12 protein-coding genes are annotated in these 12613 nt (G+C 37.1%); 7 read left to right on the forward strand and 5 right to left on the reverse strand.

From position 1 onward, the window contains the following. Positions 1-58: 58 nt before the first annotated feature. The 3 genes from NG809_RS15810 to NG809_RS15820 are packed head-to-tail and all read right to left on the reverse strand — an operon-like array spanning position 59 to position 2537. On the reverse strand, positions 59-1174 hold the full coding sequence (locus NG809_RS15810; RefSeq protein ID WP_262152235.1) for an alanine/ornithine racemase family PLP-dependent enzyme: 1116 nt from the start codon (positions 1172-1174) through the stop codon (positions 59-61). A 1-nt stretch (position 1175) separates the two neighbouring features. After that, a complete protein-coding gene (locus NG809_RS15815; RefSeq protein WP_262152236.1) occupies positions 1176-1622 on the reverse strand; it encodes a GNAT family N-acetyltransferase in 447 nt (148 codons plus the stop codon). A gap of 9 nt (positions 1623-1631) precedes the next feature. Next, positions 1632-2537, reverse strand: a complete 906-nt coding sequence (locus NG809_RS15820) for a universal stress protein (RefSeq protein WP_262152237.1) — start codon at positions 2535-2537, stop codon at positions 1632-1634. A 1116-nt stretch (positions 2538-3653) separates the two neighbouring features. On the opposite strand from NG809_RS15820, the gene NG809_RS15825 reads away from it, so the two are divergent. Beyond that, the gene (locus NG809_RS15825; RefSeq protein WP_262152238.1) at positions 3654-5111 is read left to right on the forward strand and encodes an SdrD B-like domain-containing protein; all 1458 of its coding nucleotides are present in this window, start codon (positions 3654-3656) and stop codon (positions 5109-5111) included. Positions 5112-5141: 30 nt separating this feature from the next. Further along, entirely contained in the window at positions 5142-5675 is a 534-nt protein-coding gene (locus tag NG809_RS15830; RefSeq protein ID WP_262152239.1) for a hypothetical protein, read from the forward strand. Between the two features lie 183 nt (positions 5676-5858). Here the strand turns inward: NG809_RS15830 and NG809_RS15835 are convergent, their stop codons facing one another. Further along, on the reverse strand, positions 5859-6764 hold the full coding sequence (locus NG809_RS15835; RefSeq protein ID WP_262147160.1) for an IS1595 family transposase: 906 nt from the start codon (positions 6762-6764) through the stop codon (positions 5859-5861). A gap of 344 nt (positions 6765-7108) precedes the next feature. Here NG809_RS15835 and NG809_RS15840 point away from each other — a divergent pair, with 344 nt between their 5' ends. The 4 genes from NG809_RS15840 to NG809_RS15855 are packed head-to-tail and all read left to right on the forward strand — an operon-like array spanning position 7109 to position 10728. Beyond that, positions 7109-8203: a fatty acid desaturase family protein gene (locus NG809_RS15840; RefSeq protein ID WP_262152240.1), complete on the forward strand. Its 1095-nt coding sequence runs from the start codon at positions 7109-7111 to the stop codon at positions 8201-8203. 18 nt (positions 8204-8221) lie between these two features. Then, positions 8222-9400: an acyl-CoA dehydrogenase family protein gene (locus NG809_RS15845; protein WP_262152241.1), complete on the forward strand. Its 1179-nt coding sequence runs from the start codon at positions 8222-8224 to the stop codon at positions 9398-9400. A gap of 3 nt (positions 9401-9403) precedes the next feature. Then, positions 9404-10129 carry a PIG-L deacetylase family protein gene (locus tag NG809_RS15850; protein WP_262152242.1) on the forward strand — a complete coding sequence of 242 codons (726 nt, stop codon included), beginning with the start codon at positions 9404-9406 and terminating at the stop codon, positions 10127-10129. Beyond that, positions 10129-10728: a class I SAM-dependent DNA methyltransferase gene (locus NG809_RS15855; protein ID WP_262152243.1), complete on the forward strand. Its 600-nt coding sequence runs from the start codon at positions 10129-10131 to the stop codon at positions 10726-10728. The genes NG809_RS15850 and NG809_RS15855 overlap by 1 nt, the downstream gene beginning before the upstream one ends. Here NG809_RS15855 and NG809_RS15860 read toward each other — a convergent pair. Next, complete coding sequence (locus tag NG809_RS15860; RefSeq protein WP_262152244.1) at positions 10683-11867, reverse strand: glycosyltransferase; 1185 nt, start codon at positions 11865-11867, stop codon at positions 10683-10685. The genes NG809_RS15855 and NG809_RS15860 overlap by 46 nt on opposite strands. 232 nt (positions 11868-12099) lie before the next feature. On the opposite strand from NG809_RS15860, the gene NG809_RS15865 reads away from it, so the two are divergent. Beyond that, positions 12100-12525, forward strand: coding sequence for a hypothetical protein (locus NG809_RS15865; protein WP_262152245.1), 426 nt, complete (start codon positions 12100-12102; stop codon positions 12523-12525). Positions 12526-12613 lie beyond the last annotated feature (88 nt).

The raw sequence follows: 12613 nt of genomic DNA on the forward strand, positions 1-12613 counted from the left end.
ATGCATAAAAAATACCACAATTGTAATTGCGGTATTGCTTTTTAAATTTAGATGAAATTTAGTTGCTGTTTTCAAGTATTTTAAATTGACGTGCATTGATTTTATGCTCAACAACCTTGTCAATGTATTCTGAATTCATCGCCCGCAGAACGGCCATATAATTCATGCTGAAATCAATAGTGTCTCCCACGTGATAATCGCGGTCGTTGGTCGCAAGATCCAGAATCATCATATCTGAACTTGCCCCGATAATTTCAATTCCTGAAGAAAGTGGCTCGATATGTCTGATATCAACATCAAGGATTCCAACATCAACAATGGCGCGAAAAGAAGTCCTGCCTTTTTTCCTTTCATCGTGCTGAGGGATTTCTCCGGTCAGGTTAGTTCCTGCATCACCTGCTGGAATCATTGGTTTCTCAACAATTTCAATAATTTCTGCAGTCAGTTTAAATACATCCTGATACATTCCGCTGATGACAGAATCGTTGTAAACATCTGTTCCGAAGAACAAAGTTTCGCCTACCCTGAAGTGATTGATTCCTTCCGGAATTTTATCTTTAAAAATAAGCGGAATGGTCACCGATGAACCTGCCGATATAAATGGAATTTTTGTCTGATGGATTTCTTCGGTAATTTCTTTAAACCGGTTGAGTTTGATCAGTTTTTTTTCATCCGGAAGTATTCCGTTGAGACAGTTGAGGTTGGTGCCAATTCCCACAATTTCTATGTTTGGGATTTTTTTGGCCTCGCCGTAGAACTGCGGAAGATTTTTGGCCATGATTCCTTCTCGTAATTCTCCCATTTCCACCATGATCACAATTTTGTGAATCTTTTTTTGATTGATGGCTTCTTCAGATAGTGCTTTGATGGTCTCAAGTTCAGTATTGAAACTCACATCTGCATATTTGACGATGCTTTCGGCTAATCTTTTTGCGGGTGGTTTAATATAAACCGTCTGTGTTTTGGCTGAAATCTCTTTGATGTGACGAAGGTTGGTCAGACGCGAATCGCAGACTTCCCTGCCGCAGATTTTTAAAAGACATTTCAGAAACTTTTCATTTCCGCAGAGCAGTTTTGCCACTACAGCCCATTCGATATGGTGTTCTTCGAAAAGCTGATTAAGATAATTATAGTTGTGATGTAATTTACTGGTATTTAAAGTGATATATGACATTTTATTTTTTTAACCGCATTTCAAGATATTTGCTGGAGAATCCCAGTTTTCTGTATAAATGTATTGCCGGATTTTCCGGTTCACAATGGAGTGCGATATCTCCCTGTGAAGATTCAATAGCCTGTTGCATAAGTTTTTTTCCTATTCCCTGACCCCGCACATTTTTATCGGTAGCGATGTAAACGAGGATGTTTTCAGGGATGTAGCCGCCCATTCCGGTTTTATTTACCACGACAGCGCCTGCCAGCTGATCTGTATTTTCATCACGTGCTGTGATGATAAGTCCGCCGGGTTTGTTGTCAAGTCCTAGCGAATAGCTGACAGCGTCCGAAATATCTTTCTCCGGATCACCGTATTTTTCAAGATGCTCAAAAAGAAACTGAACGATCTCCTCTTTTTCGTTGGCGTTGGTTCTGTTTTCATCTGAATATTTTTGTATTGTTATCATAAAATTCTGTTATCCCGGATGCGGCATTGTAATATCAAAACCAATCTGATCCTGTGAAAAGTTTTTGCTCAGTTCTCTGTTTTTAAGGAACAGCAAAGGCACATCCGTGTAATTAATAATCTGTTTGAAAAAATTTTCCGAGAAAAATGACTTCCAGCTGTCTTCATCTTTGTAATTAAGAATGATAATATCTGTACTGTCGTCTTCAGAAAATTTTGAAATCTGCGTAGCCTTGTTTCGCGTCAGTAAAAACTGAGAATCATAGTCCTGCGATTTTATGGCAAGATTAGTTTTGGCACGTTGATACGCTTCCTTGATTTTTACCACATCCTCATCGGTACTGATTCCCAAAAGACTTATTATGCCTTTGTTTCTTTTGGCAATGGCAATGGAAAGTTCAATTTTATCTGCTAAATCTTCCAAAACACGAACCGGAACGAGGATTTTGTCGAATGAGTATTTTTTACAGTTTTCAGGCACGAGTAAAACAGAACAGTTGGCATCGGTTAATATCTGATAGGATAATGATCCTAAAACCAGCTGTACGAAATTCTGCTTTCCGGAGCTCCCGCAGATAACGAGATCTGCTTTTTCAGAGTAAATCACTTCGTTCATCCCATTCAGTAAACGGTCATTTGTGATTACAGATTTTATTTCCAGTGTAGGATATTGAGCTTTTAAAGAAAGCAGAAGTTCCTTTAGCACCATCTGTGTTTTTTGATAATTATCGCTGATGGTTTCAGCAGCTGTGACCTGTATTCCGGTGCGGTCAATGATCGAATGACTTGTGATATTGTGAAATAAAATGATCTTTGCTTTATGACGCGCAGCAATGTGCACAGCCATTTCGACTGCATTGTGTGATTTCGCGGTGAAATCAACCGCTACTAATATTGTACTGATTAAATCCTGCATTTTGGTGTGAATAATTAATTCAAAAGTGAAGATGCAAAGTTAAAGTGTACCGTTTTGAAATCATGTCAGAAATGAATACGGTTGTGGTATATTTTATCTTTCAACCAATTCGATTATGATGAACATCAGATTGAATAAGTAATGCATAGGTAAATTGCAACAGTAGATTTTAGATTTGATTATTTTTTTTTTCGAAGAAATGGTAAAAATCAGTTTTCGTTGATGTAAATGAAATTGAATCATTTTTCTGAAGCTTTCTTTCATGTTGTCAGATAAAAGATGCAGCAACATAATAAATTATCACGATTGTCTTTAGGTTTTTCTTGGGCTCTGAAGTTTATCAATAAAAATCTGGTAAATGATAATTTTTCCTTAATCAGGATTGCTGATAATAATAAATATCTGAATTTGTATTGACCATTAAGACTGCAATCTGATTTAGAAGTTTAATTTTTAAAGTAAATTAATCATTTGGTAAGCATTTTATGGTTGAATCACTGAATTACGTAACGTTTCGTTAATTTTCAACATAATTACGCAAGCGTCAGGGTTGATCGTTATTAAGTGAATTTATCGATAAGATTAAAAATAAACTGATAAAATAAGTTTTATTGTTAAAGCATACCACGTTTAGTATAAATCTGCTAAAACGGCATAATTTTCCTTAAGTTAAAATAATCTACGAACACACCACAAAAAAAAGAAATGACTTCTAATAAAATACTGAACCAGAATTTTGATTCCGGATTTTATCAAACGTGTATCAAAAAAACTGAAAAGTTTTTATCAACACTGTTTTTTAATCTCAATACAATTTCCATTGACATCTATTACATGTCAAGGTCTGAAAAATCCTTTAAGCCCTTGGTAGCAATTCGGGTATCCTGCCACAGAACTTATTTCTAGTTTAATTTTCTTCAGGTTGCGTCTGCAAAACGAAACGGCTTTCTAATAGTTTTTAGAAGCTGTTATAAAAAATTGCTCATTAATCAATGTGTCATGAACTAATGTTCTTATGCACTTCTGATTAGGTGTGATGCAAACCCGTGTCTCTATAATTCATTTAAACAAGCAGTCAGCATATCCGCTGATTATAACCCATTTTATACATCTATAATGAAAAAAAGAATTATTCTTTTATCGATTTGCTTTTGCCCAGGCGTTTTTTTTGCGCAGGTCACCGCAAGTAAAATCTACACCGATTTTAACGGTTTCTGGGAAAGCATGGTTTCCGGTGCCACGATTCCTGATAACAGTCATAACCTGTTGGCCTTTGAAGTTGGTTCAACGGTTTACTCAACAGGCGTAAATGATAATGTACTTACAACACATGGAATTACATTTTCACCAGGGAATTTTACAGCATTGCCTATCGCCACCAATCCTAACCCTACCGACGGAACGTACATCGGAGTTGGGAAAATGTACGGGGGCTCAGGTAATATCAGTCCGATTCCTGTCAGCCTTCCTATAGCTCAGTATCTAAGGGATGGGGTAAAGGGTCTGGATATAGGATCTGCAATCTTTAATTTTCCTGTGAGTGCAGAGATCAATTATCAGATTGACGGTATTACACTTTCCTCCATCGGCGATGGGATTCCCGATTTGGTGATTACCCAGATGGGACAGATCAGTAATGTTCAGGATCATTACATGTTTAAAGACGCGGCAGGCAATATTGTTGGTAGTCAATACACTGTAGATTTATCCACCATACAGAGTTTGGGACTTTTCAGATGGAAGTTTTACAACGCCAACGTAAATCCGCCAACGTATAATAATGTTGTAGGACCAAATGACACCAACAATACAAGAGATGTGAGAGTGGTCACGCTGGACTGGGCAGATCTTGGTATTACAAGTGCCAATGCCGGTTTGGTAAAAACATTTGTACAGGAATTTTCCGGGCAGAGCGATTTGTCTTTTACTGCTTATAACGAAGGGTCAATTAACTTGAGATTACCAATCAGCGGTACTGTTTTTAATGACAATAATGGTGGGGTTCCTAATGGAACATCATATCAGAACGCAACGGTAGTTCTTAACAGCAGTGCAGGAAATACGGTGTCTTCAACGATCACGGATGTTAATGGTTATTATGCATTTAACAATGTTGTACAGGGAGATTACTCTATTAATTTAATTATTCCCGCGGGATATCAGGTGGTGGGCAACAGTGATGGCCAGGCATCTGCCATGATGAATATTCAGGTCGGAAATTTTCCGGTTCAGAATAAAGACTTTGGCATCTACAGACTGCCATGTGTAAAGCCCGGAGCTTTAGGAACACCTGCCGGTTTTGCTAAAATGGGAATTCTCACAAAAAAGAATATATCGCTTCCTTCATGGCCAAAAAATGTTCCGAATGGACACATAGTTATGGATTCTGACAGCAAAGGTTTTGTAATAACCCACATGACAACAACGCAAAGAAATGCTTTGGTGCCTGTAGTAGGAATGATGATCTACAACACCACTTTACAGTCTGTACAGATCTACAGAGGCAATACACCAGCAGTAGACACTTCAAGATTGGGATGGAGCAGTATTACCCGTGCATGCAACGAAGAATAAACGCAATTGATGATAATTAAAAAAGAAAAAATGAAAAAATTTAAAAATGCTGCAGCAATACTTCTTTTAGTATTCAATGCAACTGCTTTATCTGCACAGATAGGCATCGGAACAACTTCTATTACCAACAGCAGCGTATTGCTTGAATTCAGCAATGAGGCAAAAGGAATTATTGTTCCTCAGGTTACATCATCTACTGGCGCTCCAGGCGGAACTTTTATATTTGATATTAATGATAAAGTTTTAAAGGTAAAAGAAGATAAAAATCAAGGTGTAAATGGAAATTGGACAAGCCTTAGCAACAACAGCATTCCTGGAATTTCGCACACATTTTCCAATGCGGGAGCTGATGTAATTGGAAACAACGGCGTAGTGATGGGCAACAGCAGCAGTACTAAGTCTGGTGCTTTAGTTCTGGAATCTACTACAAAAGCTCTGGTTTTACCAAAAGTGAGCAATCCTCATAGTGCTTTGATAGGTGCCATCGCAGGTACAATTGTTTTTGATACTGCATCCAATACACTTGCTGTTTACGATGGTGCAAACTGGAGTTACTGGAAATAACAACAGAAAAATAACGATGATCACCAAATATCATCATTTTTTAAGCCTACATGATCTTTGTACAGTGCTCCTTTTTTTTGGAGCACTTTTTTTGCATTAAATCCATTTAATCAGAACTTTGCACTGTAAAATCTTTTTGGTTAATATATTTCATTTAAATTTTTAATGTATATCCGTTTTTAATCATACCGCTGTAATATTAGCAATAATGAGCCTTTCGAAGAGTTGGTCGCCGAAATATCTCCGATTTAGTTTGTAGATAAATTCATTTAAATACAGTTGAAGGTATTTTCTTTTGATTTTATGATAATTTCCCAATAAATTCCGTTTTGCATTACTAATGGTAATATGAACCCATTTTAAGGTTTCATTTGTGGTTTCTTTATCCGATTTCTCTGTGATATGAAGCTCTACAAAATCAGAGATATCAACGTACGAGGTACTTTTATCAGTGAAAACAATACTTTGATTATCGATCGATTCCTTAATGGTTTCGTTGATTTCAAGGGAAAGATGCGTTTCTAAAACTTTAGCTTTAAAGTATCTGCAGGATTTTGATTTTTCACCAGTCTCTATATTTTCCAAAGGCGTAGATTCGGCCATTACAGCAACATTTTGTTTGCCCGCTGCACCTCTGCCGCGGACTCCTTTTTCCTGCTCAATCTCACTGGATTCTACTGTAAAATAGCCTTCATCAAATTCAATCATTCCTTCTAAAGTATATTTTTCGTCCCGTGTTCCCATTGCTTTTCTTAGCTTATGAACCATTGCCCAAACAGGCTCATAGCGTTTCAATCCCAATTGCTTCTGAATTTCTTTAGACGAAAATCCTTTTTTTGTAACGCTCATTAAGAACATTGTCTTATACCAAATTAAAAATGAAAGATTAGAGTTCTGCATAATGGTGCCGCTTTTCAAAGAAGTCCTTTTACGGCATTTTTTGCATTCGTAGCTCCAAATGCTCTTAATCCAGAAATGTTCTTTATGACCACATTTGCATGCCACGCCAATCTTATCTCTCTGTTTCTTAAAATGAATTCTGCAATCTTCCTCTGTCCCAAAATGAGCGGTAAAGCTAAATATATCCATCTAATTATTTAAATTACAGATAAATATACGAAATTATTACGAATTACGGATATACATTAAATTTTTAAAGGTTTAAATATCATCTCTAAATTCATACAGATTTTTATTAGTTTTGAAAAATTTTCCATCTTCAGAACGCCTGAATTCTCTTTTTTTAAATTAAATAAAAGAGAATTGAATTGATAAGACGGAAATCATTTTTTTGGAGTATAAGTGGGAATGATTATTGCATTATGCAGATAAATTCCGGTAGTTTGCCGGTATACTTTAACTTTCTCCTTATTCCAACTACCAGTCTTAGCACATCTGTTTGTTCGCGAAAAGTTGATCAAGTACGATAGGTTATGTCACAAAAAGTCAAATTTTCATCTTCTTCCAACTCACGTTTTTATGCTACCGTAAGAAGCAGGGTGGATTTATTTTTCAGTCAGCAGCAGCTCAGTCAGCATGCAAATGCTCCAATGTGGCGCAAAACAGCTTTCTTTTTAACAGGATTCACAGGAATTTATCTTGTGATTATTTCAGGACTGACACCGCTCTGGTCGCTGATTCCGCTATCTGTTTTACTCGGAATGTTCAGTGCTTTTGTAGGCTTCAATGTTTGTCATGACGCTATTCACGGTTCACTATCAGGAAACAAAAAAGTAAACAAAATGTTCGGTTTTATTTTTAATCTGATCGGAGCCAATCCTTACGTCTGGAGTATTACCCACAATATAGTTCACCATACGTACACTAATATTCCCGGGCACGATGAGGATATTATAGTTGCACCCGGACTTATCAGAATTGCTGAAGAAGATGAGGTGAATTCCATTCAGAGGTTCCAGCACTGGTATGCATTTCCGCTTTACAGTCTTGCTTCGTTGTCATGGGTTTTCCGTAAAGATTATCTTAAGTTTTTCCAGAAAAAAATAGGGTCTCATCAAAACAGACACCCTAAGCTGGAGTATTTTAATTTATTCTTTTATAAAGCATTGTATTATTTTCTCTTTATCATCTTACCTCTTTTGGTTTTGGATATCACATGGTGGCAGTTTCTGATAGGATTTTTACTCTTGCATATTGCCGAAGGATTGACGATGGGACTCGTTTTTCAGCTTGCACATGTGGTTGAGGGTACAGATTTTCCTGTTCCTGATGACAAAGGATATATCGAGGAGGCCTGGGCCGAGCATCAGATGCGCACAACGGCAAATTTCGCCACCCACAATAAAATCGCAGCCTTTTTTCTCGGCGGACTCAACAGACAGATTGAGCATCATTTGTTTCCAAAAGTTTGCCACATTCATTACGGTGAGATTTCAGTAATTGTAAAAAAGACAGCATTGGAATTCAATTTGCCTTACAACGAAAACAAGAGTTTTTTGTCTGCACTGCGTTCGCATTTTATCACATTGAAAAGATTCGGCAAAGAAGCGGCTGTTCATCAGTATTGATTTTTATAAAAATTAAATTTGAAAAATAAACACGATAAAAAGCACAAATCAGATTTGGCAGAATTAATCAGTTCTGCCAAAACGATAGGAGATTCATCACAGGTCGAAGCTGCAGAAACAGATTCTGTAAAATTCTTTCCCGAAGAGACTTTGGATAAAATAAAATCTGCGAATCTCTTAACGGCAAGCATTTCCAAAAATTATGGCGGACAGAATTTAGGTCTGAAATCCGGAACCAATCTGGCGTTGCTCACTATTCTCAAAAACATTGGCAGGGGAAATCTGGTGATGGGAAGGGTGCTGGAAGGTCACATCAATGCACAGATTTTAATCAACCAGTTTGGTACGCACAGGCAAAAAAAGAATTTTACTGAAGACGCTTTTGATGGTAAGCTTTTCGGCGTCTGGAATACTCAGGCGCAGGACGGAACATTTCTTACCAAGGTAAAAAAAGACACTTTTCATTTGAGTGGTTCAAAAACCTTTGCAACCGGAACAGATTATGTTTCTCGACCGATTGTAACCGCTGCCAGAAAAGATGGATCATGGCAAATGTGCGTGGTTCCTTTGGATGAGATTACCGTAACGAAAGATTCAACATGGTGGGATCCGATGGGAATGAAAGCGAGCAGAAGTTTTAAAATGACATTCTCTAAAGCACAAATTTCCAAAATTAATCTCCTGGGATCTGCGGGTGAATATTATCAGCAGCCCGGTTTCAGTGGTGGTGCGATACGTTTTGCGGCTGTTCAGCTGGGTGCGGCGGAGCAACTTTTAGATGAAACAAAAAAATATCTCAAAAGTTTAAACAGAACTGATGATCCGTTTCAAAAAATGCGTTTGGGACAAATGGCTATTGCCGTAGAATCCGGAAATCAATGGTTAAACGCTTCTGCTTTGAAACTTGATCGGTATATGGAAAATCCGACAGTTTCTGAAGGTGAAAACTTTATCATGTATGCCAATATGATGCGAACTGCAATCGAACAGATTTGTACTGAAGTGATTAACCTTTGTCAGAAATGTGTTGGCGCACGTGGCCTCAATAAACCTTATCATTTTGAAAGGATCATCCGTGATCTGAGCACTTATCTTCGTCAGCCGGCACCGGATGCGGTATTGGCAGATGTTGGAAAATATATTTTACAGTCAGATATCAGTTCAGGGGAAATCTGGAATTTAAATTTAAATAAATAGAAAATGATTCAAAACAATTTTGAAAATATACCATTAGCGCCGGAGCAGTGCGTAACAGGATTTGGAACGACGCTCATTGTGGCTCCGCATGCAGATGATGAAAGTTTAGGTTGTGGCGGCGTGATTTCACTGCTTCGCAAATTTGGGCAAAATGTATATATTCTTCTGCTTAGCGACGGTACTTTATCACATCCCAACAGTAAAGAACACCCCGCTGAAAGACTGAGAGATTTACGTGAAAAGGAATTGCTTGATGCATCTGAAATTCTCGGTGTACCGGCCGAAAACATTATTTTTTGCAGATATAAAGACAGAAATGTTCCATCAATTCATCATGAAGGATTTGAAAATGCAGTAAATAGTATTTCAAAAATGATGGGAATGATTCAGCCGCAAAGTATTTTTGTCCCATGGAGAAGAGATCCGCACCCTGATCATCAGGCCGCTTTTCAGTTGATTAACGCTTCGGAAACTTCGAATGCAAAAATATATGAATATCCAATCTGGCTTAAGGAATTAGGTAAAGAAGGAGATAAACCAGCTCAGGATGAAACAATGCCTTTCCGTTTAAATATCAGCAGTGTGCTTGCTCAGAAACAGGAAGCTATTTCACAACACCGTTCGCAGATTAACGGTATGATTAGCGATGATCCCGAAGGATTTCAGCTTTCTCAGGAAATGCTCAGTCAGTTTAATGTTCCCTACGAAACTTTTTTTATATCAAAATAATGAATGAAAAACAATCTTTAGATTCAGAATACTTCAAAAAAGTCTATGAAGCCAACGAAGACCCTTGGAACTTTGAAAAAAGCGAGTATGAAGCTAAAAAATACGCAGCTACCATCGCAGCACTTCCCAAAAAACACTATGAAAATGTATTGGAAATTGGTTGCTCCATCGGGGTTCTGACGCAGTTGCTTGCAGAGAAAAGCATTCAGCTATTGGCAACAGACGTTTCACAGAAAGCTTTGGACATGGCTCAAAAACGATGTGAAAATTTAAAAAATGTTAGTTTCGAAAAAATGAGTTTTCCGCAGGAACTTCCCGAAGATCAATATGATCTGATCATGATTTCCGAGGTTGCTTATTATCTTTCTCCGGAAGACTGGCAGTCTGCCATTGGAATCTTATTTGACAAATTGAAGTCAAAAGGAAATATCGTGTTAGTACATTGGTTGCCTGAAGTGCACGATTATCCACAAACCGGTGACGAGGTTCATGATACATTTGAAGAATTAATGAGAGACAGAATGAAAAATGTCTTTTCCGACCGTGCAGAAACTTACAGAATTGATGTCTGGGCAAGATCGCAGCCCGAAAATTCCTGAACTTTAGTCTGTAAATCTTTAATTGCAATATCAATTTGTACAGGTGGAAATCTATTTCTGCCTGTAATTCTTTTTAACTGCATCACCTTCTTATACCATTCACCAAAATAATGATCCTGAAGAAAAGATCTGTATATTTCGCTGTTTACAATAATTTCAGGGGCAATTTCTTTCATCGATTTCTGAAAATCTGACTCTGTTGGGCTTTTCAGATCCCATAAAGTTCTGAGATTTCGTTTTTGAGTAAGCCTGTAAGTGATGGATGCAGAGGATTCAACAAAATAATCTTCAATATGGTTTCCTAAATTTTTCCAGACATTCAGCTGATAGGAAAGCCCAATTTCTGTTCGGCCTACGCACCTCGCAGAAGTATATACCTTCACTTTGTGGCTGTGACGGATTCTCACATCCACGCCTTCCAGCCTTTCAAAAAAAGCACAGTCTTCAAGATACTTCACTTCGGGAACTCCGCCTGATCGGGAATAGCAGTCTGTAGTAATCGCAAAACTTCCGTTAAAATGCTGGTGATGTCGCGGATTACAATCAAAACTTCCATTTATAATTTTTCCTTCGAGTTCGGCAATCAGCAAATGATATTTTTCGTCCCTGAAATGATGTAAAAGTGTAAATTCATCCAGTCCTGAAAGTTCCTCATCTGATAATAAAATTCTTCCTCCAACTGCTTCCGCACCATTTTCAATTTCATGAAGTGTTTGTGAAATCCAATCCGGAGCCACCATCGTGTCACCGTCTGTTGTTAGAATAATACCACCACCATTTTTTGAAAGTCTTAAAAACGCACACTCCATCAGTTTTCTCCTTACATAACCGATATTTGCCTGCCCTGGTAAAAGTTTCACTTCTTCTAAATAAATGTTGAGATGTGGATGTTTTTTTTGAAACTGTTGAATCAGATTCACCGAATTATCTGTACAGTTATTGGCTAAAACCAGAATTTCGAATTGTTGTAAATTGATGGGTTCACCGAAAATATCTATTTGATCAGCAAACGAGGCCAGTGTTTTTAAAATATATTTCTCTTCATCCTTCACCGGAATTACGATGCTCGACTTTACATTTGGTAAAATATCGGTTTCTGAAAAAAATGATTCGTCAGACTGTTTTATAGGATTTTTCATATATTACTTTATGGTTATCAGATATTCAACTTCAGATGAGACAAAATTTTAAAAAGAATATTTTTGACTTTAATTATAATTGGAAAAATAATCCGTAAGTTTCCTGAAAAGTTGAATTTCAGTAAGATATTTGCAATTCCAATACCAATGACCATCAAAATAGTGGGAAGGAGGAAGTTTTAAAAATATTTAAATAAAATGTTGGAGTTTTAATGATTAAATTGAAAAAATTATGATAAATATAAAAAGTAAACGTGAAAAAATGAACGCCGTCTTTACGAAACATCATCTCAGAGGTTTGCCTTTTGATGCGGTTATTCACCATTTCAGCGAAAAAGATCAACATGAACATATCCATGATCATCCTTTCAGTTTTACGACACATATTTTGAAAGGAAGTTATGTAGAAAAAATTTATCATATACATGAAGACGGAACCTACACTTCTGAGATCCTACACAGAAAAGAGGGTACATCGCATTTTGTTCCGGCAGATACAATACATGAGATTATTGAGCTTCCCGAAGGCGAATGTTTTACAATGATCAGACCCAATGAACGAGAAAAAGAAACTTATTTCTACCGTTTTGAGGAAGGAAAAGTTTTTGTTAGACGTTGGAACCAGCGTAAGTTCAGGGAATTTCAAAAGGAAATTTAGATTGGTATTTTTGAACATACTGAATATACTTTAGTGATTAGCTTACATTAGACAACTTATTCAGTCACTAATTTTGTTGCACTTTACT

The sequence above is a fragment of the Chryseobacterium foetidum genome (assembly GCF_025457425.1).
Classification (GTDB): domain Bacteria; phylum Bacteroidota; class Bacteroidia; order Flavobacteriales; family Weeksellaceae; genus Chryseobacterium; species Chryseobacterium foetidum.